The sequence below is a fragment of the Stenotrophomonas sp. CASM114 genome (genome assembly GCF_049384325.1).
In the GTDB taxonomy this organism is placed as follows: Bacteria; Pseudomonadota; Gammaproteobacteria; order Xanthomonadales; family Xanthomonadaceae; genus Stenotrophomonas; species Stenotrophomonas muris.
The window spans coordinates 35393-61672 of sequence record NZ_JBMRGJ010000008.1 but is presented as its reverse complement, the minus strand read 5'-3'; the positions used below and the strand labels follow the sequence as shown (position 1 = coordinate 61672).

General features: G+C 67.6%; 20 protein-coding genes and 1 riboswitch. Of the genes, 10 read left to right on the top strand and 10 right to left on the bottom strand.

Annotated elements, in window-relative coordinates:
• Positions 1-98: 98 nt before the first annotated feature.
• From VG566_RS10515 to ahcY, 3 genes are all read right to left on the bottom strand, one after another.
• Positions 99-1442 (bottom strand): peptidoglycan-binding domain-containing protein, encoded by a 1344-nt coding sequence (locus VG566_RS10515; RefSeq protein WP_241884697.1) that lies wholly within the window; start codon positions 1440-1442, stop codon positions 99-101.
• 50 nt (positions 1443-1492) lie between these two features.
• Positions 1493-2281 carry a lysozyme inhibitor LprI family protein gene (locus VG566_RS10510; protein ID WP_241884696.1) on the bottom strand — a complete coding sequence of 263 codons (789 nt, stop codon included), beginning with the start codon at positions 2279-2281 and terminating at the stop codon, positions 1493-1495.
• A gap of 260 nt (positions 2282-2541) precedes the next feature.
• Positions 2542-3987 (bottom strand): adenosylhomocysteinase, encoded by a 1446-nt coding sequence (gene ahcY / locus VG566_RS10505; protein ID WP_014645960.1) that lies wholly within the window; start codon positions 3985-3987, stop codon positions 2542-2544.
• Positions 3988-4023: 36 nt separating this feature from the next.
• A riboswitch (S-adenosyl-L-homocysteine riboswitch) is annotated at positions 4024-4107 on the bottom strand.
• Between the two features lie 120 nt (positions 4108-4227).
• On the opposite strand from ahcY, the gene VG566_RS10500 reads away from it, so the two are divergent.
• Positions 4228-6744 (top strand): prolyl oligopeptidase family serine peptidase, encoded by a 2517-nt coding sequence (locus VG566_RS10500; RefSeq protein WP_197561676.1) that lies wholly within the window; start codon positions 4228-4230, stop codon positions 6742-6744.
• 237 nt (positions 6745-6981) lie between these two features.
• Complete coding sequence (ppc, locus tag VG566_RS10495) at positions 6982-9693, top strand: phosphoenolpyruvate carboxylase (RefSeq protein ID WP_164109635.1); 2712 nt, start codon at positions 6982-6984, stop codon at positions 9691-9693.
• 101 nt (positions 9694-9794) lie between these two features.
• Here the strand turns inward: ppc and VG566_RS10490 are convergent, their stop codons facing one another.
• Both VG566_RS10490 and metK read right to left on the bottom strand, forming a co-directional pair.
• A complete protein-coding gene (locus VG566_RS10490) occupies positions 9795-10301 on the bottom strand; it encodes an acyl-CoA thioesterase (protein WP_010481883.1) in 507 nt (168 codons plus the stop codon).
• Between the two features lie 187 nt (positions 10302-10488).
• On the bottom strand, positions 10489-11700 hold the full coding sequence (gene metK, locus VG566_RS10485; RefSeq protein ID WP_010481882.1) for a methionine adenosyltransferase: 1212 nt from the start codon (positions 11698-11700) through the stop codon (positions 10489-10491).
• A gap of 335 nt (positions 11701-12035) precedes the next feature.
• Here metK and VG566_RS10480 point away from each other — a divergent pair, with 335 nt between their 5' ends.
• From VG566_RS10480 to VG566_RS10470, 3 genes are all read left to right on the top strand, one after another.
• Positions 12036-13751, top strand: a complete 1716-nt coding sequence (locus VG566_RS10480; protein WP_049406095.1) for a lysophospholipid acyltransferase family protein — start codon at positions 12036-12038, stop codon at positions 13749-13751.
• The gene (locus VG566_RS10475; protein ID WP_005412268.1) at positions 13748-14548 is read left to right on the top strand and encodes a UDP-2,3-diacylglucosamine diphosphatase; all 801 of its coding nucleotides are present in this window, start codon (positions 13748-13750) and stop codon (positions 14546-14548) included. The genes VG566_RS10480 and VG566_RS10475 overlap by 4 nt, the downstream gene beginning before the upstream one ends.
• Positions 14549-14667: 119 nt before the next feature.
• Positions 14668-15735, top strand: a complete 1068-nt coding sequence (locus VG566_RS10470) for a metal-dependent hydrolase (protein ID WP_134967310.1) — start codon at positions 14668-14670, stop codon at positions 15733-15735.
• Between the two features lie 57 nt (positions 15736-15792).
• Here the strand turns inward: VG566_RS10470 and VG566_RS10465 are convergent, their stop codons facing one another.
• The 5 genes from VG566_RS10465 to VG566_RS10445 all read right to left on the bottom strand — a co-directional run bounded on the left by VG566_RS10465 (position 15793) and on the right by VG566_RS10445 (position 20719).
• Positions 15793-16620 carry a class I SAM-dependent methyltransferase gene (locus VG566_RS10465; RefSeq protein ID WP_005415318.1) on the bottom strand — a complete coding sequence of 276 codons (828 nt, stop codon included), beginning with the start codon at positions 16618-16620 and terminating at the stop codon, positions 15793-15795.
• An 85-nt stretch (positions 16621-16705) separates the two neighbouring features.
• On the bottom strand, positions 16706-17701 hold the full coding sequence (gene dusB, locus VG566_RS10460; RefSeq protein WP_241884695.1) for a tRNA dihydrouridine synthase DusB: 996 nt from the start codon (positions 17699-17701) through the stop codon (positions 16706-16708).
• A 147-nt stretch (positions 17702-17848) separates the two neighbouring features.
• Positions 17849-18280, bottom strand: a complete 432-nt coding sequence (locus tag VG566_RS10455) for a hypothetical protein (protein WP_049414051.1) — start codon at positions 18278-18280, stop codon at positions 17849-17851.
• A gap of 149 nt (positions 18281-18429) precedes the next feature.
• Entirely contained in the window at positions 18430-19395 is a 966-nt protein-coding gene (locus tag VG566_RS10450; protein ID WP_049414049.1) for a ribokinase, read from the bottom strand.
• Between the two features lie 25 nt (positions 19396-19420).
• A complete protein-coding gene (locus VG566_RS10445) occupies positions 19421-20719 on the bottom strand; it encodes a NupC/NupG family nucleoside CNT transporter (RefSeq protein WP_014645968.1) in 1299 nt (432 codons plus the stop codon).
• A gap of 193 nt (positions 20720-20912) precedes the next feature.
• Between VG566_RS10445 and VG566_RS10440 the strand changes: the two genes are divergently transcribed.
• From VG566_RS10440 to VG566_RS10420, 5 genes are all read left to right on the top strand, one after another.
• Complete coding sequence (locus tag VG566_RS10440) at positions 20913-21884, top strand: aldo/keto reductase (protein WP_049406102.1); 972 nt, start codon at positions 20913-20915, stop codon at positions 21882-21884.
• Between the two features lie 193 nt (positions 21885-22077).
• Positions 22078-22272 (top strand): hemin uptake protein HemP, encoded by a 195-nt coding sequence (gene hemP, locus VG566_RS10435; protein ID WP_005412278.1) that lies wholly within the window; start codon positions 22078-22080, stop codon positions 22270-22272.
• A gap of 152 nt (positions 22273-22424) precedes the next feature.
• Positions 22425-24617: a TonB-dependent hemoglobin/transferrin/lactoferrin family receptor gene (locus VG566_RS10430; RefSeq protein ID WP_423172666.1), complete on the top strand. Its 2193-nt coding sequence runs from the start codon at positions 22425-22427 to the stop codon at positions 24615-24617.
• A 4-nt stretch (positions 24618-24621) separates the two neighbouring features.
• On the top strand, positions 24622-25221 hold the full coding sequence (locus VG566_RS10425; RefSeq protein ID WP_241884694.1) for a Hemin transport protein: 600 nt from the start codon (positions 24622-24624) through the stop codon (positions 25219-25221).
• Positions 25222-25294: 73 nt separating this feature from the next.
• Entirely contained in the window at positions 25295-26224 is a 930-nt protein-coding gene (locus VG566_RS10420; protein WP_241884693.1) for a DUF6607 family protein, read from the top strand.
• Positions 26225-26280: the final 56 nt, after the last annotated feature.

Genomic DNA, 26280 nt, shown 5'->3' with positions numbered 1-26280 from the left:
AGCGCGAGGTAGGGATATTGCCTTGACCGAAACTCGCGCATCAACGCAGGACGGGCCCCCGAAGGGCCCGTCCCGGCTGTGATCGTCGGCATCCCGCGTCAGCGCGACATCGACTGCTGCGTCTGAATCTGTTCCTGGGTCTGTCGCTGCGACAGTTCGTTGTCCAGCGCCTGGCTATGCCGCGTGCTGTCCTGCAGCGTGTGGTTCGCCGCCTGCGACAGGTCGACGTAAGTGCGGTGCATGGCGGGATCGCCAAGCTGGCCCTGCACGGCGAACACGCCCTGGTTGTCCGGCCGCGCCAGCACGGTATCGACCTGGCTCATGCCAGCCAGCTTGGACTCGTAAGCCACCAGGCCCGCGGCGTTCTCGAGCTGGCTGCGGTCATTGAACAGTGGCGCCAGGCCACCCTGGCGGCGTTGTTCTTCCAGCGTTTCCAGCTTTTCCACGACCTGCTGGTAACGTGGGTTGTCGGCATGGCCGGGGGTGGCCATGGTCGGTTCGGCGGCCTGCTGTTGCTGTTGCGCGATGGCCTTGTCGAGCGCACCCAGCGTGGTGGCACCGACCTTGCCATCGACGGTGAGCTGGTGCTCACGCTGGAACTGCTTGACCGCTTCCAGGGTGCCGGGCCCGAAATCGCCATCGGCTACCAGTGGCTTGCCGTCCTTGCCCAGGTAGCCCAGGTCGGCCAGCTTCTGCTGCATCGCCTTTACCTCATCGCCCCTGGCGCCGCTGACCAGTACGCCGTTGCCGCCGGGCGCGCCGGGCGACCCGTGCGAGGGGGCATGGGTGGGGGTGATGCCCAGCTGGGTCATGGCCCGGTCGAAGCGCTCATCGCGACTGGTCACCGCGGCCGGCGACTGGATGCCGTACTTGGTGGCATCGACGAAGTTCTGTACGTCGCCGCGGGTCGGCGGATTGCCGGCCTGGACCGTACCGCCCTGCAGCTTTTCCGCGTTGCCGGCCAGATAGCTGATGAACTGCGGGCCCATGCCGCCGAACTGGTTGTCATAGTCGGCCATGGCCAGCTGCAGTTCGGGGTTGGCCGCGATGGCATCGGCGGCGCCCGGGTTGGTGGCACGCACCTTGGCGATGGCTTCATCGACGCGCTCGATGGCGCTGTCCAGCTTGTCGTTGGTGAGCTGGTCCATCTTCGCCTGCGGAATGGCCTGCAACTTGGCGTCAAGCGCCGCCAGCTGCCGGGTGCTCAATCCGCCCTGCTGGGACAGCAGTTCGATGTCAGCGGCGGTGAAGCCGTTGTCGCGCAGGAAACGCCTGGCCTGTGGATTGCCGCCGACATCGAACTGCACCAGTCCGAACGAGTAGGTGCTTGCGCCTTTCTGCGCGTATGAGAAGTGGTCCAGGTGGCGGGTGTTGCCGCCCAGCTCCGTGTTGAGGAACAGCGTGGACAGTTGTTCGCGGGTAAGGGTGGAATCCTTTGCCATGGTCATCGTCCTTCAATGTGGGGAAAAGCGCCGGGCGCACCCAGCGGATGTCAGCCGGCGCAGTGCTGCTGCGTGAAGCCGAGCAGCTGGCGGACGGCCTGGGTGCCGTAGGCGGCCGATGCCGGTTCGAGGGCGAACTGGCCGACCATCTGGTTGCTGCACAACTGCACGTTGCGCTTGCCGGCGGTGGTTTCCTGGATGCAGTTGGCCGCCAGCACGGCGTTGGGGCCACCGCCCACGTTGGTGGCGGCCGTACAGCCCAGCAGGCGGCCTTCCTGGCCGTTTTCTCCCAGCAGCGTGTTGAAGTTCGCCAACTGGCTGTTGGGGTCGCGCAGCACCAGCAGGTCCACGCACTGCTGCTGGCCGTCGGGCACTTCGCAGGCGTCCTGGTCGACCAGGCCGTCGCGCGTGGCCGAGAGCACCTTGAGGCGATCGGCAAATACCTGTTGCAGGCAGTGCGCGTCACCGCACAGGTCGCGCGTATGCTGGATCCAGCGCTGCTGCTCGGCCTGCAGCTTGTCCTTGCCGGCGGCATCGAGGGTGTCGCGTGCGGAGGCTTCAGCCTTGGCCAGCTCGCCTTCCTGCTGCAACAGGGCGGGGTCGTTGCAGATCAGGGTCTGCACCTGTGATGCCCCCTCGGCGCAGGCAGCGCTGCTGCCCGTGGCCGCTGCCGGGGGGCTGGTTGCCTTGCCGTCGGTGCTTGCCTGGCCGGTATTCGCCGCCGGCGCGCTGGCACCGGCATCGCTGCCAAGCGGGCTGCAGGCGGCCAGCAGGGCCACCCAGCACAGGATCATCAGGGGCTTCATCGCCCGGGTCACTCGGTCATTGTTGCGCGGCATGTCCTGTCCTTTGCTGTCTGCGTCCCGGCGCATGGCCTGCAGTTGGCAGTCCATGGGGGCATAGAGCCTAGCAAGCGGCTTCTTAGGGCACTGTGACAGGGCGCGCGGATCTGCTGCGGGGCGACGCAACGCAGAACGGGCGCCCGAAGGCGCCCGTTCTGTCTGCATCTGTTGCCGGGGTCAGCGCCCTTTCCTGCGGAAAGGGATCCGACCCCGCCTGCGCCGGTAGTGCCGGCCGCTGACCGGCACCGCGCACGGCATCAGTAGCGGTAGTGGTCCGGCTTGAACGGGCCTTCCACCGGCACGCCGATGTAGTCGGCCTGTTCCTGGCTCAGGGTGGTCAGCTTCACGCCGATCTTTTCCAGGTGCAGGCGAGCCACTTCTTCGTCCAGCTTCTTCGGCAGCAGGTACACCTTCTTCTCGTAGCTGTCCTTGTTCGCCCACAGGTCGATCTGTGCCAGGGTCTGGTTGGCGAAGCTGTTGGACATCACGAAGCTCGGGTGGCCGGTGGCGCAGCCCAGGTTCACCAGGCGGCCTTCGGCCAGCAGGAAGATCGCATTGCCGTTCGGGAAGATGTACTTGTCGACCTGCGGCTTGATGTTGACGTGCTTGATGCCGGCGAAGGACACCAGTGCGTCGACCTGGATCTCGTTGTCGAAGTGGCCGATGTTGCAGACAATGGCCTGGTCCTTCATCGCGCTCAGGTGCTCGATGCGGATGATGTCCCTGTTGCCGGTGGTGGTGACGTACAGGTCGGCACGGCCCAAGGTCGATTCGATGGTGTTGACTTCATAGCCTTCCATCGCCGCCTGCAGGGCGCAGATCGGGTCGATCTCGGTGACGATCACGCGCGCGCCGTAGGCACGCAGCGACGCGGCGCAGCCCTTGCCGACATCGCCGTAGCCGCAGACCACGGCTACCTTGCCGGCCAGCATCACGTCCATCGCGCGCTTCAGGCCGTCGGCCAGCGACTCGCGGCAGCCATACAGGTTGTCGAACTTGCTCTTGGTGACCGAGTCGTTGACGTTGATCGCCGGGATCAGCAGGGTGCCGGCCTGGGCCAGCTGGTACAGGCGGTGCACGCCGGTGGTGGTCTCTTCGGAGACGCCCTTCCAGTCCTTGACCACGCGGCCCCAGTAACCCGGGCGCTCCTTGGCAACGCGCTTGAGCAGGTTCTTGATGACCTGTTCTTCGTGCGAGGCGGACGCGGTGTTGACCCAGTCGCTGCCGTTTTCCAGTTCGTAGCCCTTGTGGATCAGCAGGGTCACGTCACCGCCGTCGTCCACCACCAGTTCCGGGCCGGTCAGGGTGCCGTCGGCCAGGGTGAAGGTCAGCGCGTCCAAGGTGCAGTCCCAGTACTCTTCCAGGGTCTCGCCCTTCCAGGCGAACACCGGGGTGCCGGTGGCGGCGATGGCGGCAGCCGCGTGGTCCTGGGTCGAGAAGATGTTGCACGAGGCCCAGCGCACGTCGGCGCCGATGTCCTTCAGGGTCTCGATCAGCACCGCGGTCTGGATGGTCATGTGCAGCGAGCCGGTCACGCGCACGCCCTTCAGCGGCAGCTCGGCCTGGTACTTGCGGCGGATCGACATCAGGCCCGGCATTTCGTGCTCGGCGATGTCCAGTTCCTTGCGGCCCCAGTCGGCCAGCGTGATGTCGCGGATCTTGTAATCACCTTCGGTGGAGAAGGTCTTGGCAACAGCGTTCATTCGTGTGCTCCGGTTGTGGGCGAGCGGGTGCTCGCATCTAGCCGGGCGCCGTTGTTACAAAGCCACCTTACCGAGCCTGGCCGGGCCTCATCGGATCCGGTCGCAGCGCCCCTCGGCAGGGGAGAACCCCCATTATATCGCGGCCCCGGCATGACATCCGGATGACCCAACCATCGGCAGATGGGGGCGCGTGCACGGCCTGTTAAGGTCGGTGCTTTCACGCATCACGCAGGTAGAACGATGAGCATGCACGCGCGCCGTACGCGGCGCTGGACCGGCCTGGTCCTGTCGATGGGACTGCTGGCCGTGGCCCCGCTGGCCTGGGCGGTGGCCCCACAGCCCGCTGCAGCACAGGCGCAGGGTGCCAATGGCTACGAACTGCCCTCGGCGGCGCTGCAGGCGGTGGTCGACGCACCGCGCGCGCCGTCGCTGCACCTGTCGCCTCGCCGCGACATGGCCGCGTTGATGCAGGTGCCGTCGCTGCCGCCGATCCGGGTGGTGGCGCAGCCGGAACTGAAGCTGGCCGGCCTGCGCATCAACCCGCGCACGTTCTCCGACAGCCGTTTCAGCTTCGGCGAGAAGGTGTGGCTGATGAACGTGGCCGATGGCAAGGAACGGCAGATCAGCGGCCTGCCGGCCACGCTGTCGATCGCCAGCCTGATGTGGTCTCCGGATCAGAAGTGGCTCGCTTTCAACCAGGTCGACGCCATCAGCGGCGCCAACGAACTGTGGCTGGTGGACGTGGCCGCCGGCAGCGCCCGCCGCCTGGTTGCCGGCTTGAACACGGTGATCGGCAGCGGTTACCAGTGGCTGCCGGACAGCCGCGGGCTGGTGGTGTTCACCCGCCCGGCCAACCTCGGTGCGGCCCCGGCCACCGACGGCATCCCGACCGGCCCGGCCGTGCAGCAGACCCGCCAGGGCGATGGCGTGGTGTCGATCCGTACCTACCAGGACCTGCTGAAGAACGAGGCTGACGCGCGCCAGTTCGACTACTACGCCACCACACAGCCGGTGGAAGTCAGCCTGGATGGCAGCACCCGCCCGATCGGCGCGGCCGGCATCTTCATGGGCTTCTCCGTGTCGCCGGATGGCCGCTTCGTGCTGCGCCAGCCGGTGCAGCGCCCGTATTCCTACGTGGTGCCGGTGAGCAGTTTCCCGCGCCGCATTGAAGTGATCGACCGTGCCAGCGGCAAGCTGGTGCATACCGTGGCCGTGCGTCCGCTGGTGGAAGGCCTGCCGACCGGCAACGACGCCGAAGTGACCGGCGTGCGTGACATCGGCTGGCGTGGTGATGCCGACGCGACCCTGGTCTGGGCCGAAGCGCAGGATGGTGGCGACCCGAACAGGGATGCCAAGGTGCGCGATGCGGTGCTGATGCAGGCCGCGCCGTTCGACACGCCGCCGGTGACGCTGGCCCAGCTGGGCAGCCGCCTGGCCGGTATCAGCTGGGGCCGTGGCGACCTGGCCCTGCTGACCGAATCGTGGTGGAAGACCCGCAGGACCAAGACCTGGCTGATCGCCCCGGACAATGCCAGCGCCGAACCGCGCCTGCTGTGGGATCGCGATGCGCAGGACCGCTACGCCGATCCGGGCCGGCCGCTGCGGGCCAGCGACGAGCGCGGCCGTTCGCTGCTGCAGACCAGCGCCGATGGCGGCAGCCTGTACCTGGCCGGCGCCGGTGCTTCGCCGGAAGGCGACCGTCCGTTCGTGGACCGCTTCGACATCGCCACGGGCAAGGCAACGCGCCTGTTCCACTCGCAGGCACCGAGCTATGCGCTGCCGGTGGCATTGCTGGACAAGCAGGGCAGTTCGCTGCTGCTGAGCCGCGAGAGCCCGGACGAGCCGGCCAACTTCTACGTGCAGTCGCTGGCCGATGCTGGGAGCGCACCGCGCGCGCTGACCCATTTCGCGCATCCGCTGCCGCAGCTGAAGGGTGTGCAGAAGGAGCAGATCCGCTACAAGCGCAAGGACGGCGTCGACCTGACCGCGACCCTGCTGCTGCCGCCGGGATACGACCCGAAGCGCGACGGCCCGCGCCCGCTGCTGATGTGGGCCTACCCGGGCGAGTTCAAGAGCGCGGCCGCGGCCAGCCAGGTGACCGATTCGCCGTATCGCTTCAATGCGGTCAGCTACTGGGGTCCGCAGGCGTTCCTGGCCAAGGGTTACGTGGTGCTGGCCAGCCCGTCGATGCCGATCATCGGCGAGGGCGACAAGGAGCCGAACGACACCTACATCGAACAGCTGGTGGCCAATGCGCAGGCGGCCGTGGATGAAGTGGTGCGGCGTGGCGTGACCGACCGCGATCACATCGCCATTGGTGGCCATTCGTACGGTGCGTTCATGACGGCCAACCTGCTGGCACACACCCGCCTGTTCAAGGCGGGCATTGCGCGCAGCGGCGCCTACAACCGCACGCTCACGCCGTTCGGCTTCCAGGCCGAGGAGCGCAACTACTGGCAGGCGCAGGACGTCTACCAGAAGATGGCGCCGTTCAATTACGCCGACAGGATCAAGGATCCGATCCTGTTCATCCACGGCGTGGACGACAACAACTCCGGCACGTTCCCGATCCAGAGCGAGCGCATGTTCGCGGCGGTGAAGGGCCTGGGTGGCACCGCGCGGCTGGTGATGCTGCCCAACGAATCGCATGCCTACCGCGCACGCGAATCGATCATGACCATGCTGGCCGAGAGCGAGCGCTGGCTGGAGCAGACCATCGGCCCGGCCGAGCAGGGCACGGCGAAAAAGAAGCGCTGATACGTGCATGAGGGTGGCCGCTGCAACAGCGGCCGCCTGTGCGGCTGCGCCGCCGCCCGAGCATGGGCTCGGGCGCTACACGGTGTCACGCGCCATGACGCTTGTAGAGCCGAGCCCATGCTCGGCTGCGTCCGCCATGGATACGTGCAGATGAAACCATTCTTGCATCGCAGCACGACGCCCGATCTGGGATAGGCTTGGGGTCTGGATCCGTTGACCGAGGCCTGTGCGTCGCCGATGAACGAGTACCGCAGCAGCATCGAGTTTGCTTCCCCCGATCTTCCGCTTCGCGATGACGTGCGCCGGCTCGGCGCACTGGTGGGTGACCTGCTGGTCGAACAGGTTTCGGCCGCTTTTCTCGACGATGTCGAGGACGTGCGCACCCGCGCCATTGCCCGCCGCGAGAACCAGGCGCCGCTGTCGGAGCTGGCCGAAGGGCTGGCCGGGCGCACGCCGCAGCAGGCCGAGACCATGGTGCGGGCCTTCAGCACCTACTTCCAGGTGGTCAACATCGCCGAGCGCGTGCATCGCATCCGCCGCCGCCGTGATTACCAGCGTGCCGGTACCGCCGGGGCGCAGCCCGACGGCCTGCAGGATGCGCTGCAGCACCTGAAGGCGCAGGGCGTGGGCCTGGATGAGCTGGCGCAGTGGCTGCCGCGCATCGACATCGAACCGGTGTTCACCGCGCACCCGACCGAAGCGGTGCGCCGCGCGCTGCTGGAGAAAGAGCAGCTGATGGTGGCCAGCCTGGTCGACAACCTCGACGGCCAGCGCACGCCGGGGGAAGCGGCCGCCGATGCTGCGCGCTTCCGCATGGCGCTGACCGCTTCGTGGCAAACCACCGATTCCTCGCCGGTGCGGCCTACCGTCGATGACGAGCGCGAGCACGTCGGCTTCTATCTGGTGCAGGTGCTGTACCGGGTGATCCCGGTGCTGTACGAATCGCTGCAGCAGGCGCTGCGCGATACCTACGGCGAAGAACTGCCGCTGCCGCGCCTGCTGCGCTTCGGTACGTGGGTGGGCGGCGACATGGACGGCAACCCGAACGTGGATGCCCACACCATCCGCACTACGCTGGACGCGCAGCGGCAGGCCGTGCTGGGTCGTTACCAGAAGGAACTGCTGCAGCTGGCCAGCCTGCTCAGCCAGTCCACCGAGCGGGTGGGCGTGAGCGAGGCGCTGCAGGCGCGCGTGGCGCACTACCAGCAGCTGCTGCCGCAGGTGCAGTCGCGCCCGCGCCATGCCGACATGCCGTACCGCCTGCTCAACGACCGCATGCGTGCACGCCTGCAGGCCACGTTGGATGACGGCGAAGGCGCCTACGCCGGTCCGGACGAACTGATCGACGACCTGCAGCTGATCCTCGACAGCCTGCGCGCCAACCGCGGCGAACATGCCGGTGGCTTCGCCGTGCAGCGCCTGCTGTGGCGGGTGAAGACCTTCGGCTTCCACCTGGCGCGGTTGGACGTGCGCCAGGAATCGAGCGTGCACGCGCGCGCGCTGGCCACGGTGCTGGGCGGCGACGCAGCGTGGGACGGTCTGGATGCCTTGGGCCGCGCACGCCTGCTGGCGCCGCATGCCAGTGGTGACGCGCCGTTGCCGAAGGGCGACGACGAAGGCAACCGGCGACTGGACGCCGTGTTCGCCGCGCTGGCCGATGCCCGTGCGCGGCATGGTGGCGATGCACTGGGCAGCTACATCATCTCGATGGCACATGACCGCAGCGACGTGCTGGCGGTGCTGGCGCTGGCGCGCCGTGGCGGCCTGGTGGAAGAGAACGGATCAGTACCGCTGGATATCGCGCCGCTGTTCGAGACGGTGGAGGACCTCAAGCGCGGCACCGCGACCCTGCGTGATCTGCTGGCCGACCCGATCTATCGCGCGCACCTGCAAGCGCGCGATGACGTGCAGATGGTGATGCTGGGCTATTCGGACAGCAGCAAGGACGGTGGCATCGCCGCATCGCGCTGGGGCCTGCAGCGTGCACAGGTGGAGCTGCTGGAGGTGGCGGCCGAGGCCGGCATCCGCCTGACCTTCTTCCATGGCCGTGGCGGCTCGATCAGCCGCGGTGGCGGCAAGACCACGCACGCGGTGGACGCATCGCCGCGCGGCAGCATCGATGGCCGCCTGCGGGTGACCGAGCAGGGCGAGGTGATCCATCGCAAGTACGGCATCCGTGCGCTGGCCCTGCGCTCGCTGGAGCAGGCCACCGGTGCGGTGCTGCGTGCCAGCCTGCGCCCGCGTGCCGCCGAGCCGCGCGAGGATGAGTGGCGACCGGTGATGGACGCGGTGGCATCGGCCAGCAGCGAGGTGTATCGCGCGTTCGTTGGCCAGGCCGGTTTCATGGACTACTTCCGCACCGCCACGCCGATCGACGTGATCGAACGCATGACTCTGGGCTCGCGGCCATCGCGCCGGCTCGGCCAGGACGCCGCGCTGGGCAACCTGCGTGCGATTCCCTGGGTGTTCGCCTGGAGCCAAGCGCGCGCGGTGATTCCCGGTTGGTACGGCGTGGGCAGTGGCCTGCAGGCGGCGGTTGATGCCGGCCACGAACGGACCCTGCGCGAGATGGCGCGGGACTGGCCGTTCTTCCGAACCTTCCTGGACGACATCGCGATGGTGCTGTCCAAGGGCGATATCACCATCGCCGAGCAGTTTTCGCTGTTATCGGGTGAACTGCACGGGCACTTCTTCCCGCAGGTGCAGCGCGAACTGGAACTCACCCGGCACTGGCTGCTGGCGCTGATGGACCAGCGGACGCTGCTCGACCACGATGCGCGGCTGGCGCTGTCGATCCGCCTGCGCAATCCCTACGTCGATCCGATCAGCGTGCTGCAGGTGGACCTGTTGCAGCGCTGGCGGGCCAGCGGGCGCGAGGATGACGGGTTGCTGCGCGCGCTGGTGGCCTGCGTGAACGGTGTTGCGCAGGGCGTGCAGAACACCGGTTGATCCGCATCCGCCGGGCATGGCCCGGCGAATTCGCAATGGTAGTGCCGGCCGCTGGCCGGCAACTGCGGCCTGGGTGGGTGCGGGGCTTGCCCCGCACGCCCTCATTCCTCCGGTGACGGCGGATTCGATGCCAGCAGTTCCAGATGGCGCTGCTCCATTTCCTGACGCAGCTGGCGGCGGATCTGCGCGGCGGCCTGGCGGCGCTTCTCGTCGGACGTCGCCGGCTGCAGGGGCGGGACGGGCGTCGGCCGGCCTTCCTCATCCACGGCCACCATGGTGAAGAAGCAGCTGTTGGCGTGGCGCACGCTGCGCTTGAGGATGTCCTCGGCCACCACCTTGATGCCGATCTCCATCGACGAGGTGCCGGTATGGTTCACCGAGGCCAGGAAGGTGACCAGCTCGCCCACTGCGATCGGCTGGCGGAACATCACCTGGTCCACCGACAGGGTGACCACGTAGCTGCCGGCGTAACGGCTGGCGCAGGCGTAGGCAACCTGGTCGAGCAGGCGCAGGATGGCGCCGCCGTGGACCTTGCCGGAGAAATTGGCCATCTCCGGCGACATCAGCACGGTCATGGACAGCTGGTGGGTTTTCAGTTCGGTCGACATGCGGCGATTGTATCGGCAACCGGGTAGTGCCGGCCGCTGGCCGGCAATCACGCGATTGTTTTCGGAGGCCATGAAAAAGCCGGCCAGCGGCCGGCTCTACCAGAAAGCAGAAGGGCCGCTTGCGCGGCCCTTCCTCAACGTCAGCCGACTGACAGTCGGCTCTACGCGCCGGCTTTATCAGCCGGTTTTACTTCAGCTTCGCATCGGCGCGCAGGGCGGCGGCGCGGTCGGTCTTCTCCCAGGAGAAGGCCGTGGCGTTGACGGTCTCGCCTTCGCCGTTGAGGTAGCTGAACTCCTTCGGCTTGCGGCCGAAGTGGCCGTAGGCCGCGGTCTGCTGGTACATCGGGTGCACCAGGTCCAGCATCTTGATGATGCCGTACGGGCGCAGGTCGAAGTGCTTGCGGATCAGCTTCTCGATCTTGTCGTCGCTGATCTTGCCGGTGCCGAAGGTGGTGACCGAGATCGAGGTCGGCTCAGCCACACCGATGGCGTAGGAGACCTGCACTTCGCAACGGTCGGCCAGGCCGGCGGCCACCACGTTCTTGGCGACGTAGCGGGCCGCGTAGGCTGCCGAACGGTCGACCTTGGACGGGTCCTTGCCGGAGAAGGCACCACCACCGTGACGGGCCCAGCCGCCGTAGGTGTCGACGATGATCTTGCGGCCGGTCAGGCCGCAGTCGCCCACCGGGCCACCGATCTCGAACTTGCCGGTCGGGTTGATGTGGAACTTGGTGCCCTTGTGCAGCCACTTGGCCGGCAGCACCGGCTTGATGATCTCTTCGCGGACGGCCTCGATGAGGTCCTTCTGCTTGATGCCGGGGGCGTGCTGGGTCGACAGGACCACGGCGTCGATGGCCGAGACCACGCCGTTTTCATAGCGCAGGGTGACCTGGCTCTTGGCGTCCGGACGCAGCCACGACAGCGGCGAGTTCTTCTTCTTGCGGATCTTGGCCTGCTGCTCGACCAGGCGGTGCGACAGGTGGATCGCGGCCGGCATGTAGCTGTCGGTCTCGTTGGTGGCATAGCCGAACATCAGGCCCTGGTCGCCAGCGCCCATTTCTTCCGGCTTCTTGCGATCCACGCCCTGGGCGATGTGCGGCGACTGCTTGCCGATCAGGTTCAGCACGCCGCAGGTGGCGCCGTCGAAACCGACGTCGGAGCTGTCGTAGCCGATGTCCGTGATGACCTTGCGGGTCAGCGCTTCCAGGTCGATCCAGGCGCTGGTGGTGATTTCACCGGCCACGATGGCAACGCCGGTCTTGACCATGGTCTCGCAGGCCACGCGGGCGCGCTGGTCCTGGGTCAGGATCGCGTCCAGCACCGCATCGGAGATCTGGTCGGCAACCTTGTCCGGATGGCCTTCGGAGACCGACTCGGAGGTGAAGAGATAGCTGGACATCAGGCGTAATATCCCTTGATTCGGATGGAAAGATGGGCGCGCATGATACACGGGGTGCGCCGCCTGTGCATTGTGAACCTGTGCCGGTTGCCGGTGGTTAAGCCCGCGTAGGCCTGGAGGGGCCGTCCCTTGGGGATTGGGGCCCAGCCTTGAGGCCCAGTGTTCCACCAGCGTGACAACAGACGGGACGGCTGCCGGCCCCGACCGCGCAGGCAGCGACCTCGCCGCGAAGGCGGGCCGGCCGTCATCGTTCTGCCCCGAAACCGCCATCTGGCTGCCGCCTGCCGGGCGCAGGCTGTCGGCCAATCCGGCCGCCGGGCATCAGTGGATCCGCCATGCAGGAACTCGAACAGCGTCTCCAGCAACGTTTCCCCGATTGGTTCCATGGCCGTCGCGGCCAACTGGCGCGGCCGCTGCTGCGCAGCGTCGGGCGCTGGTCGCGCCTGGACCAGATTGAAGCCTTCCTGCAGCGCAGCTCAGGACTGCGCGGCTTCGGTTTCGTCGCCGCCGGCCTGGAATTCATCGGCGGCCAGTACCAGGTGGATCCGGCCGCGCTGGCCAGGATCCCGGCCACCGGCCGCCTGCTGATCGTCGCCAACCACCCCTCCGGGGCACTGGATGCCCTCGCACTGCTGGACGCGGTTGGCCGTATCCGCCGCGACGTGCGGATCGTGGCCAACGATCTGCTGGGGGCGATCGCGCCGCTGCAGGACCTGCTGCTGCCGGTGCGCATCCTCGGCGGCAAGGCCCGGCGCGGCAGCCTGCATGCCGTGGAGGAAGCGTTGAACGCCGAGCAGTGCGTGATCGTGTTCCCGGCCGGCGAGGTCTCGCGGCTGTCGCTGCGCGGCATCCGTGATGGCCGCTGGCAGCGGGGATTCGTCCGCTTTGCCCGCGCGGCCGCTGCGCCGGTGCTGCCGGTGCGGGTGGAAGCGCGCAACTCGGCGCTGTTCTACGGCGCCTCGACCCTGTTCAAGCCGGCCGGCACCGCGCTACTGGCGCGCGAAATGTTCGCCCGTCGTGGCCGCCCGCTGCGGCTGAGCATCGGCGAGCCGATGCAGCTGGGCAAGGGCGGTGACCCGGGCGCACAGCTGCTGGCGGTGCGCCGCGCGCTGTACGCGCTGGGCCGCAACGGCGCGGCCGGCAATGCCGCTGCGTGCGCAGGCCCCGAGCCATTGGCGTCTCCGGTGCCGCCTTCGCAGGTCGCCGCCGGCATTGCCGCGGCCACCCAGCTGGGCCAGACCGCCGATGGCAAGCAGATCCTGTTGGCGACCTGTACCGCCGATTCACCGCTGCTGCTGGAACTGGGCCGCCTGCGCGAGCTGACCTTCCGCCAGGTGGGCGAGGGCACCGGGCGCAGCCGCGACCTGGACGCCTACGATCCGCAGTACGAGCACATCGTGATCTGGGACGCGGCGGCGCAGCGCATTGCCGGTGCCTACCGCATCATGCGCGGCGCCCAGGCCCTGGCCCGGCACGGCCTGTCCGGGCTCTACAGCGCGTCGCTGTTCCGCTATTCCGACGATGCCATCACCCACATTGCCGAGGGCCTGGAGCTGGGCCGCAGCTTCGTGGTGCCCGATTACTGGGGCAGCCGCAGCCTGGACTACCTGTGGCAGGGCATCGGCGCCTACCTGCAGTGCCGACCGGGCATCCGCTACCTGTTCGGCGCGGTCTCGATCAGCGCAGCGCTGCCGCGCGATGCGCGCGAGCAGCTGGTGGCCTACTACCAGCGCTACTACGGCGGAACCGCCGGGCTGGCCGAATCGAACCGCCCCTTCCAGTACTTCGCCGCACCGCCAAGTTTCGGCGAGCTGGATGCGGGTGCCGCGTTCGATGTGCTCAAGGCCAACCTGGCCGCACTGGGTACCGGCGTGCCGACGCTGTACCGCCAGTACACCGATCTGTGCGAACCCGGCGGCGCGCGCTTCCTCGCCTTCGGCGTGGACCCGGACTTCAGCGATTCGATCGACGGCCTGATCGAAGTGGACCTGTGCGCGATCCGGCCGAACAAGCGCAAACGCTATCTGCGCGACGCGGGTGCGCCGGCATGAGCACGCTGGCGAACCTGTCGCCGCACCGGCGCGCAGTGTTCGTCTCCGACGTGCACCTGGGCTCACGTCATTGCCACGCCACCGAGCTGGCGCGGTTCCTCTCGCAGCTGCGCTGCGAGCGGTTGTACCTGGTCGGCGACATCATCGACCTGTGGTGGATGGCGCATCGCCGCGCCAACTGGCGGCAGTCGCACAGCGAAGTCATCCAGGCCCTGCACGCGCTGCGCCGTGCAGGGACCGAGATCATCTACATTCCCGGCAACCACGATGCCTCGCTGCGCCAGGTGTGCGGGCTGATGTTGCCGGCCATGCAGGTGCGCCGCCGTGCCATCCACGTGACCGCCGATGGCCGCCGGCTGCTGGTCGCGCATGGCGACGACTACGACGGCGTTACCCATTTCGGTGGCCTGCAGGAAAAGTTCGGCGACTGGCTGTACTACCGCATCCTGACCGGCAACCAGGCGCTGAACGCGGTACGGCGCCGGCTTGGCATGCGCTACTGGTCGCTGTCGGAGTTCCTGAAGAAGCGCAGCGGGGCCGCCGAACGCTACATCGAGCGCTTCGTGCAGGCCGGGCTGGACGACGTGCGCCGGCGCGGCCTGGATGGCATCGTCTGCGGCCACATCCACCGCGCGGCGCTGGTCGAACGCGATGGCCTGGTCTACGCCAACGACGGCGACTGGGTGGAGAGCCTGACCGCACTGGCCGAGGACCATGATGGTGCGCTGCGCCTGCTCGACCACAACGGCCAGACCCTGGTGGAACTGCCAGGCGCGCGGTTGTCGCAGGCGGCATAACGCGCGTCTGTCCTACTGTAGAGCCGAGCCCATGCTTGGCTGACGTGGCGCCGAACGAAGCGCAGCCGAGCATGGACTCGGCTCTACATGCACCGCCCGCAAGCCGCTAGCATCGGCCCATGGACTCCCTGACCCAGATCGTGCTCGGTGGCGCCGTCGCCGCTGCCATCGCCCCGCCCGGACATCGCCGCGCGGCCCTGCTCGCTGGTGCCGCGCTTGGCACCCTGCCGGACCTCGACGCGCTGTGGCTCGGTTTCACCGCAGCCGATCCGGTGGCGAACATGATCGAGCACCGCAGTTTCAGTCATTCGCTGCTGGTACTGCCATGGGTGGCGGCATTGATCTGGTGGCTGTTCAAGCGCTTCGGCAATGGCCGCGTCGCGCAGTCACCTCTGCGCTGGTTCTGGGCGATCCAGCTGGCGCTGGTCACCCATCCGGTGCTGGATGCGTTCACCGTGTATGGCACCCAGTTGTGGTGGCCGCTGCGCCCGCATCCGACCATGGGATCCAGTGTCTTCATCATCGACCCGGGGTATACGGTGTGGCTTCTGCTGGGCTGCGTGCTGGCCTGGTTCGGCCGCGCCCGGCCCTGGGCGGGCAAGGTGCTGGGCGTGGCCCTGCTGCTCAGCAGTGGCTACCTGGGCTGGGGCCTGATCGCCAAGTCACAGGTCGACCGTGCCGCACAGCAGAGCCTGGCCGCGATGGGCCTGGGCGATGCGCCGCGCTTCTCGGTACCGATGCCGTTCAACACCCTGCTGTGGCGGGTGGTGGCGATGACGCCCAATGGCTACGTGGTGGGTGACCGCTCGCTGGTGGCCGACCACGGGCCGATGCGGTTCGAAGGCCATGCGTCCAACGTACAGGCCTTGCGCGAAGCGCAGGCCATCCCGGCGGTGCAGCAGCTGACGTGGTTCAACCGCGGTTTCATGCGTGCGCAGGTGGTTGACGGCCGGTTGGTGCTGAGTGACCTGCGCATGGGGCTGGAGCCGGACTACACCTTCAACTTCGTTGTGGCCGGGCAGGCCGACGGGCAGTGGCGGGCGATCGTTCCCGAGCAGGTGCGGGTGGACTACAGCAGTCCCGCCGCGCGTGCCGACGCCGGTCGCCGCCTGGCGGCGATGTGGCAGCGGATCTGGCAGGAGCCGGCGGCGGCGCGGGGCGCGGCCGACCACACCGCCGTGCATTGATCAGTGGATCCACGCATGGCGTGGCTCTACGGCCCCGATCGACAGCAGAACACCGGATCAATACACCGTGGCGCGGCCCTGGACGAACGAGTAGAAGAACACGGCGTTCGGGTCGTTCTGCACCAGGCGGAACTCGCGGCGCATGCCTTCCACGGTTTCCTCGTCCACCGAGCCGGCCTGCAGCAGCTGGTCGGCGGCCGACAGCAGGAGCTGTTCCCAGAACGCGATCATCGTCTTGCGACGCGCCGGTTCGCGGTTGTCCAGGTGGATGGTCTTGATCTCGGTGTGCACGTCGCGGAAGCCGCCGGCCAGCAGCAGGTTGCCCAGCTTTGCACCGACGAACGGGTCACCGCCATGGTCGTACTGGAAGTCGTTGAAGGCCATCCAGTAGCGCCAGATGTGCGGCGAGTACGGGTCGAGCAGGAACGAGGCATTCATCACTTCGGTGATGTAGACCGGCGAACCCGGAGCCAGCACGCGGCGCACTTCGCTCAGCACCCGCGCCGGTGAAGGCACGTGTTCCAGCACCCAGCACAGGAACGCCGAGTCGAAGCTGCGTGCCTCGAACGGCAGCTCGCCGGCGTCGGCCTGCTGCAGGGTGTATCGGTCGCTGCACCACGGCGTGCGCGCCAGGTTCTCGCGCGCGGTGGCCAGCTGCGTTTCGCTCAGGTCCACGCCGGTCACGTGCAGCTCGGGGAAGCGGCGTAGCAGGATCTCGGTCTGCGCACCGACGCCACTGCCGACTTCCAGCAGGCGCCGCGCGCCGCTGTAGTCGATCTGGCCGAAGATGCTCGATTCCAGCAGCCGGGCCTGGGTCATCAGGCGCTGCTGTTCGGTGCCGGAAAATCCGTGCAGATAGGTCGGGGAGGAAATCGGCGGGGTCATGGGGCGGGCTCTTGTAGCGTCGAGCGTGCTCGACGGCTCTGGAAATTCAGTCGAGCAAGCTCGACTCGACGGCATGGCAGTACGCTCAGGCAGCAGATGACAACGCGGGTTCCCCGGCGATCAGGCGGTCGAAGTATTCGGTGGTCAGCGCGATCTGGCCCTGCGGGTCCTCGGCACGGTTGACCACCGCGCGGAACGCGGCATTCTCCGGCCGGTCCTTGGCATACCAGCCCAGGTGCTTGCGCGCGATGCGCACGCCCTGCGGTTCGCCGTAGAACGCGTGCAGCGCATGCAGGTGGCCGAGCAGGATGTCGCGCACTTCCGCCAGCGACGGCGGTGGCAGTTCCTCGCCGGTGGCCAGGTAGTGCGCCACTTCGCGGAAGATCCACGGCCGGCCCTGCGCGGAGCGGCCGATCATCACCGCGTCCACGCCGGTCTGCTGCAGCACGTAGGCGGCCTTCTGCGGCGAATCGATATCGCCGTTGGCGATGACCGGAATGCGCAGTGCGGCCTTGATCTCGCCGATGGTGGCGTACTCGGCCTGGCCGGTGTAATGCTGGTCGCGGGTGCGGCCGTGCACGGCCAGTGCAGCGATACCGCTGTCCTCGGCGATGCGCGCGATCACCGGCCCATTGCGGTGGTCACAGTCCCAACCGGTGCGGATCTTCAGCGTGACCGGCACGTCCACCGCGTTGACCACGGCTTCGAGGATGCGCGCCACCAACTGCTCGTCGCGCATCAGCGCCGAGCCGGCCCAGGCGTTGCACACCTTCTTGGCCGGGCAGCCCATGTTGATGTCGATGATCTGCGCGCCGTGGTCGACGTTGTAGCGCGCGGCCTCGGCCAGCTGCTGCGGCTCGGTGCCGGCGATCTGTACGCTGATCGGTGCCGGTTCGCCCTCATGGTCCATGCGGTGGATCGACTTGCGCGTGTTCCAGAACCGCGGGTCGCTGATGGTCATTTCCGAGGCGGCCAGTCCCGCACCCAGCCGTTTGCACAGCAGGCGGAAGGGCTTGTCGGTGACGCCCGCCATGGGGGCCAGCACGACGTTGGGGGCAATGGTGTACGGGCCGATCTGCATGCGCCCATTGTAGGGCGCGGGCGGCGGTACGGTCGTGTCGGGTACGGTCCGGTTCAGGCCGATCGGCACCGACCTCATGCCGTACCGGCATCAGCAGATGCTTGACGGTTGCTTCCGCCGCCCCCAGGGGCGGGCCATGGTAGGCGGCTAGCCCAAGCTCTGCCAGGCCTGCCGGGTCCCCAGCGCGAAGGCCAGCCCCAGGCAGAGGCAGACCAGTGAACTGGCTACCCAGAAGCGCCGGCCGTTGTAGCCGGGCCGGAGCAGCGCCAGGCCGAAGCCCATCGCCGCGCGCAGCAGCAACAGCAGGGCGATGCCCGTCAGGACCAGACGACTGGCCGGCAGCGGCGAATGCCAGCCCGCGGCGGCCAGTGCGTACAGCGCCCAGGCCACCAGCACGGCAGTAATGCCGGCGGTCATCAGCGGCGGCCACCAATGCCCGGCCTGTGCCAGCCGGACCATACGCTGGCCAGCACCGAAGTACCTGTACCAAGGGGCGCCGAAGGCGATGCAGCCGATATGCAGCAGGGCTGCAATGGCACTGCCGGCGGCCGCGAACAGCAACCAGGGGAATCCGTCCATGTCCTGCCCGTGCAAGGAAGCTGCGCGGATGGTGGGCCAGGGACAGGATGTGGGCAATGCGACAGGCGGTCGCAGGGGCCGGGCAATGGGCAAAAGAAAGGCCCAGGTGCCTGTGCACCCGGGCCTCGTCATCCACGCGTGGCGTGGAATTACTTGGCTTCGGCGTCGGCCGGGGTGAAGCGCGGCATCGCCGCTGCAGCGCCTTCCTTCTCGGTTGAACGACCGGCGAACTGGTTGGCGAAGCGCACGTGGCGGGCGAACGGGGCGTCGGCCACCTGCGCCAGCGACGCGGCCAGCGCACCGTTGAAGGCGTCACCGGCACCGGTGGTGTCGATCGCCTGCACCTGTTCGGCACCCACGCGGTAGTACGGCTGGGTATCGCCGCGCAGGTTCTCGTCGGCATGCGACACGAACACGCCCACCGAACCCAGGGTCACCACCACGGTACCGTTGCCGACCAGCTTGCGGCACAGCGCGTGCAGGCTGGCGCCATCCAGTGCGGCGACATCGTTGGCATCCACGCGCTCGCCGACATGGCGGCCGAGCAGCGCGGCGAACTCGGTCTCGTTCGGGGTGATCACATCGGCCAGCTTGAGCAGGCCAATGGTCGAGGGCGCGTCGGCCGGTGCGGTGTTGAGCACGGTGGTGACACCGGCCTCGCGGGCCGTGGCCAGCGCCGCTTCGATGGTCTGCACCGGCGATTCCAGCTGTACCAGCACCACCTTGGCGCTGGTCAGCAGGGCCTGCTGCTGTTGCAGGAAATCAGTGCTCAGCGCGGCGTTGGCGCCCGGGCCGATCACGATGGTGTTGCGGCCACGCGCGTCCACGTAGATGCCCGCAGTGCCGGTCGGCTCGCTGCTGGCTTCGGCGATCAGCCCGAAGCCGTCCTGCGCAGCCAGCTCGCGCGCGGTGGCGCCACCAGCGTCATCGCCCAGCGCGCACACGAAGTGCGTGTCGGCGCCGGCGCGGCAGGCCGCGACCGCCTGGTTGAAGCCCTTGCCACCGGGGCCGGTGCTGTAGCGGCCGGCAATGGTCGCACCCGGTGCCGGCAGCGACTCGCACCGCCACACGTGATCGACATTGAAGGAACCGACGACAACGACACTGCTGCTCATAGGAAATCTTTTCTCAACCAGGGGTTCAACTGAAGTGCGTCAGCACGCCGGCGATGGTCGCCGTCATGAAGGTGGCAATGGTACCGCCCAACACCGCGCGCAGGCCGAACTTGGCCAGGTCGTGGCGACGTTCCGGGGCCAGGCCGCCGATGCCGCCGATCTGGATCGCGATCGAGCTGAAGTTGGCAAAGCCGCACAGCGCGTAGGTGGCGATCAGGCGACCTTCCTCGGACAGGCTCACGCCGGCCACCTGGCCGTTCACGATCTGCGACAGTTCGGTGTAGGCGACGAATTCGTTGATCACGACCTTCTGGCCGATCAGCGAACCGACGGTGGTGGCATCAGCCCACGGGGTACCGATCACCCAGGCGATCGGGGCCAGCACGTAACCGAAGATGGTCGACAGGTTGGTCGGCTTGCCGATGGCAGCGGCCAGGCCGGTCACCTCGCCGATCCAGGTCAACGGGGCGTTCAGCAGCGCGATCAGGGCGATGAAGGCCAGCAGCATCGCGCCGATGTTCAGCGCCAGCTTCAGGCCGTCACCGGCACCGGCAGCGGCCGCGTCGATGATGTTGCTGGAGGTCTTTTCGACTTCCATCTTCACCGTGCCGCGGGTCAGCGGGGTGCCGGTTTCCGGAATCAGCAGCTTGGCCACGACCAGGGTGGCCGGTGCGGCCATGATGCTCGCTGCCAGCAGGTGCTTGGCGTAGAAGGCCTGCTGCGCCGGGTCGCCACCGCCGAGCATGCCCACATAGGCCGCCAGCACGCCGCCGGCGATGTGGGCCATGCCGCCGATCATCATGGTCAGCAGCTCGGACTGGGTCATCCTGGCGATGTACGGGCGCACGGTCAGCGGCGCCTCGGTCTGGCCGATGAAGACGCTGGCGCAGACGCTGGTGGTTTCCGCGCCGGACACGCGCATCACCTTGGTGATCGACCACGCCATCACGCGCACGATCGCCTGCATGACGTTGAGGTGGTACATCACCCCCATCAGCGCCGAGAAGAAGATGATGGTCGGCAGCACCTGGAAGGCGAAGATGAAGCCGTAGTTCTTGGTGTCCATCAACGAGCCGAAGATGAAGCCCGAGCCTTCATTGACGAAGCTGAGAACCTTGACGAAGCCCTTGCCCAGCGCATCGAACACGTCGCGGCCGCCCGGCACCAGGATCACCAGCGCCGCGAACGCGATCTGCAGGGTGATACCGGTGGCAACCAGCTTCCAGTCAACCGCACGCTTGTTGTTGGAAAACAACCAGGTGATGCCGATCAGCACCGCCAACCCGAACAGGCCGAAGCCGATCCTGCCCAAACCTTCGACCATGTGAGTGACTCCCCTGGGGCGTCGCGAAAAACGGGAAGCCTAGTGCAGGGCAGGGGCCGGGGCAAGAAAAAGCAGCGTGCGCGCATCTATCGGTACCGATCAGGCCAGCAACGGCAAGGGCTTGCGGCCGGCGGCGGCAGGTAGAATGGGGCTCGATCCCGGCCCGGATGCGGGCCCGCAGCAGGAGATTCGCATGCAATACCGTCGCCTGGGCTCCACCGGCCTGCCGATTTCCGCCCTGTCCTTCGGCGCCTGGGTGACCTTCGGTGACCAGATCCCGCGCGACGAGGCCCGCAACCTGGTGGCCGCCGCCTGGGACCACGGCGTCAACTTCTTCGACAACGCCGAGGGCTATGCCAACGGCCGCGCCGAACAGGTGATGGGCGATGTGATCGCCGACCTGCGCCTGCCGCGCGACGGCATCTGCGTCTCCAGCAAGGTGTTCTTCGGCAGCGCCAAGGACCCACGGCCGACCCAGCGCGGCCTGTCGCGCAAGCATGTGACCGACGCCTGCCATGCGGCGCTCAAGCGCCTGCGGGTGGACTACCTGGACCTTTATTACTGCCATCGCCCGGATCCGGACGCGCCGGTCGCCGAGACCGTGCATGCCATGGATACCCTGGTGCGGCAAGGCAAGATCCTCTACTGGGGGACCTCGGAGTGGTCGGCAGTGCAGATCCAGCAGGCGCTGGACATCGCCGAGGCGCGCAACCTGCAGGGCCCGTCGATGGAGCAGCCGCAGTACAACCTGCTGCACCGCGAACGGGTCGAGGTCGAGTACGCGCCGCTGTATGCCGGTGCCGGCCTGGGCACCACCATCTTCTCGCCGCTGGCCTCGGGCCTGCTGAGTGGCAAGTACGACCAGGGCATTCCGGCCGATGCGCGGCTGGGCCGCGAGGGCATGGAATGGCTGCAGGCGCTGGTGCTGGGTGACGACGCCGGGGCCCGCCTGGCCCAGGTGCGCCGCTTCAGCGAGGTGGCGCGTGCGCTGGGGCAGACGCCGGCCACGCTGGCCATCGCCTGGTGCCTGCGCAACCCGAACGTCTCCAGCGTGATCCTCGGTGCCAGCCGGGTCAGCCAGCTGCTGCAGAACCTGCAGGCGCTGGAGGTGTTGGAGCAGGTCGACGCCGCCGGCTGGGCCGACGTCGAAGCCGCCTTCGCCTGAACCCGGGGGCCGACCGGGCCTCGGGGGCCTCGGTAGAGTCGACTCTACACGGCTGCGTCGCCATTTGATTGGCATGATCTATCGAATTTCAGAATTCGATCATTAATCTCATCAATCAAATTGAGAATGGTTGTTGATTGTCAACTGAGAATCATTATCATTTGACTCGTCCCTCGCACGAGTCCAGATGCTCATGAATGCTCAACCTGTACTGCTGCGCCCCGAAACGCTGACCCTCCGCGATCGTCCGGTCCGTGTCGTTCCGCCGGAAGAGGTCATCGACAGCGAAGCCCTGCTCAAGGGCCGTCGTGAAATCCTGATCCAGCACGGCGACCGCTTCTATCGCCTGCGGCACACCAGCAACGACAAGCTGATCCTGACCAAGTAATCGCGGCCTGGTCGCCCGCCCCCCTCCCTCCTGCCGGCCGCGCCGGCAGGGTGGGCGACCCGTCCGCTCCCGCTCTCTCCCCCTCGGTCTACCGCGTGCACCCTCCGGGTGTGCCGGTAACCGGGGGTTCCCCTGCCTGACGAACGAACCCGATGACCCGCCCTACCGCCCTTTGCCTTGCCGTCTGGATGGCCCTGCCGCTGTCCGCCCATGCTGCTGCCGCGGCCACCGCCGCGCCCGATGCGCGCGAATTCGACCGTGTGCAGGTCACCGCCACCCGCACCGAGCGGGCGGTGAGCGATGTGGCGGCCACCGTGGACGTCATCGACCGCGAGCAGATGGACCGGCACCTGGTGCAGGACATCAAGGATCTGCTGCGCTACGAGCCGGGCCTGTCGGTCAGCCGCAGCGCCGCGCGCTTCGGCCTTGGCAGCATCCGCATCCGTGGCCTGGACGGCAACCGCGTGCGCGTGCAGACCGACGGCATCGCCATGCCCACCAGCTTCAACATCGGCTCATTCTCCAACGCCAACCGCAACTTCACCGATCTGGATACGCTCAAGCGCGTGGAGATCGTGCGCGGCCCGGCCAGCTCGCTGTATGGGTCCGACGCGCTCGGGGGTGTGGTCGCCTTCGTCACCAAGGATCCTGCCGACTACCTCAAGGATGGCAAGGACAGCTACGTCGGCCTGAAGTTCGGCTACGACGGTGAGTGGAAGGGCCTGCTCGGCGGCGTGACCAGCGCGTTCGGCGGCGAACACTGGAGCGGCATGGTCAACATCAACCATCGCCAGGGCCAGGAAACCGGCAACAAGGGTGATGTACGCAGCCTCGACAACACCCGCACCGCGCCCAACCCGCAGGACCGCGATGGTCGCAGTGGCCTGGCCAAGCTGGTCTATGCGCCGAGCGAGGCCCAGCGCTTCCGGCTGACCGTGGAAGGCAACGAAGACAACACCGATACCAACGTGCTGTCCTCGATCGACCGCACCACCACCACCGGCATGAAGGCGCGCGATACGCAGAACCGCACCCGCGTGTCGTTCGCCCATGAAATGGATGCGCTGGACAAGGGCTTCGCCGACAGCCTGCATTGGCAGCTGTATACCCAGCACAGCGAAACCACCCAGATCACGGATGAGGACCGCGCCAACCGCAGCCGCCGGCACCGCGCGTTCAACTTCGACCAGCGCGTCTACGGCCTGCAGGCGCAGTTCAACAAGGCGTTCAGCACCGGCAGCGTCGAACACGCGCTGACCTACGGTTTCGAGGGCGCGCATACCGAGATCCGCCAGAAGCGCGACGGTTACCAGGTGCTGGCCAATGGCCAGACCAGCACCACCATCCTGCCCGACGCCTTCCCGGTGCGCGATTTCCCGATCAGCAAGACCACCGAGCTGGGCCTGTACGCACAGGACGAAATGCGCATGGCCAACGGCAAGCTGTCGCTGGTGCCGGGCGTGCGCGTGGACCGCTACGAGCTGAAGCCGGAGGTGGACAGCATCTTCGCCGACGACAATCCCGGCGTTGCGGTGGCCAGGCTGACCAAGACCAGCGTCTCGCCGAAGCTGGGCATGGTCTATCGCTTCACCGACGAATGGTCGCTGTTTGCCGGCTATTCGCATGGCTTCCGCTCGCCGCCGTACAACGACGTCAACCTGGGCTTCACCAACTTCGCCTTCGGCTACACCGCCATTCCCAATCCGGACCTGAAGCCGGAAACCAGTGACGGCATGGAGCTGGGACTGCGCTTCCTGTCGCCAGCGGCCTACGTCAGCCTCAGCGGCTACTACAACGAGTACAAGGACTTCATCGAGTCGCAATCGCTGGTCGGCACCAACGCCCAGGGCCTGATGGTGTTCCAGTCGCGCAACATCGCGGATGCGCGCATCTACGGTGCCGAAATGAAGGCCGGCGTCGACTTCGGCCAGATCAGCCCGGCGCTGCAGGGCTGGGCGCTGCGCAGCTCGGTGGCCTGGTCGCGCGGCGACAACAGGACCGAAGACACCCCGCTGGATTCGGTCGACCCGCTGCGTGGCACCGTCGGCCTGATGTACGACACCGACACCTGGGGCGTCGAACTGGCCGGTACCTTCGTCAAGCGCAAGGACCGCGTCACCGCCGCCACGGTGTACCGCCCGGCCGGCTACGGCGTGGCCGACCTGATGGCGCACTGGAACTTCGCCCCGGGCGCCACCTTCAACGTCGGCGTGTTCAACCTGGGCGACAAGCGTTACATCGACTGGTCCAACGTGGGTTCGACGCTGTCGCCGGGCAGCCGCGTGCTGGACCGCTATACCAACCCGGGCCGCACCCTCTCCGCCAGCCTTGCCGTTTCCTGGTGACCTCATGAGCCGAGCCTTGTCCGCACGCAGGAACGACGCCATCGCCGCGCAGGGCAGCGCGGCCTGGCCGACGCCGGCACAGCTGGCCACGCTCGGCACCGTGTTGTGCCTGTACCGCGCCGACGGCAACGAGCTCGGTGGCTGGCGCCAGGCAGTACGCGTGCATGCCTGCCAGGGCGTGGACAGCGAGGGCGTGCGCGAAAGCCTGTGTTTCCTCGATGCCCGCGGCCGCTGCGTGTGGCGGCTGTACCTGCTGCCCGACAGCGATTTCCTGGCCTGGGACCGGCTGGTCGCGGCGCTGCCGCCGGGCCCGGAGCATGACAGCGAGGGCAGTGTCGGCGAACGCCTGTGGCGGCGCCTGGCCGGCCATCTCGGTGGCCAGCGCTGGCGACTGTGCGCGCTGCGCCTGCATGCCGCCGACGACGGCCGCACCCTGGCTGCAAGCCTGTCGACGTTGTCCTCGCTGGGCGCAGCCACCGCGCGTCGCATCGCGCGGCTGGAAGGTGCCGAAGGCGAGCTGGCGATCGACGATTGCTGCTGCGCCGAAGCTACACGTCGCTCGGCGCCGCGGGTTCCCGGCGACCTGCCGCTGATCCGGCTGTAACCCTTTCCCGATGGAACGCCTGTCGGCCACGGACGGCCTCTCACTGCATCTGCAACCCCGAAGGAAGACCCCGATGAAGCTCCAGACAGCCAGCGTCCTGCTGCTGCTCGCCACCAACGGCGTGGCCAGCGCGCAGCCCTCCGGCATCGCCCGCGACCACGACAGCATCCTTGCCATGCAGGGCGAGTACACCGTCGATTTCGCATTCGACGAGACCGTGCTGCTGAAGCCCGGCTACGAGCGCGCCCCGGCGATGCGCAGCGGCGGCAACGAACTGGTGATCGTGGTCGAGGACACGCCGAAGCGCATCGTGCTGCAGCACCTGCTGCTGGACGAGAAGAGCGGCCACATCACCAAGCACTGGCGCCAGGACTGGGTCTACGAAGCACCGAACCGATTCGAGTTCAGCGCCGACCAGACCTGGCAGGTACGCCGCATTCCCGCAGCGGTGAACCAGGGCGCCTGGACCCAGTGCGTGTACGAAGTGAGCGACGCACCGCGCTACTGCGGCACCGGCAAATGGACCTACACCAACAACGTGCCGAGCTGGACCAGCGACCTCAGCTGGCGCCCGTTGCCGCGCCGTGAGTACACCAAGCGCAGCGACTACAACGCGCTGGCCGTCGTCAACCGCCACACGCTCACGCCCAATGGCTGGACCCACGAGCAGTTCAACACCAAGGTGCAGCGCAACGCCGACGGCAGCCAGGTGGAGATCGCACGCGAGTTCGGCTTCAACGACTACGTGAAGACCACCGAGGTCGACTTCACCCCGGCGCGTGACTACTGGAAGGCCACTGCCGGCTACTGGGCCAAGGTGCGCCAGCGTTGGGACGGCTTCCTCGGCCAGGCCCCGGGCGTGCACCTGAAGACCAAGATCGATGGCATGGCGATGATCATTCCGCTGTTCACCCAGGCCGAAGCGATCCAGTCCGGCAAAAAGGTGAAGGACAAGCAGATCGACGAGGTGTTCGCCAAGTACGTGGAAAAGGCGCCGAACTGAGGCCGCGTGTGGAGTCGAGCTGTGCTCGACTCCACAACCGCATCCACTCATGGCGT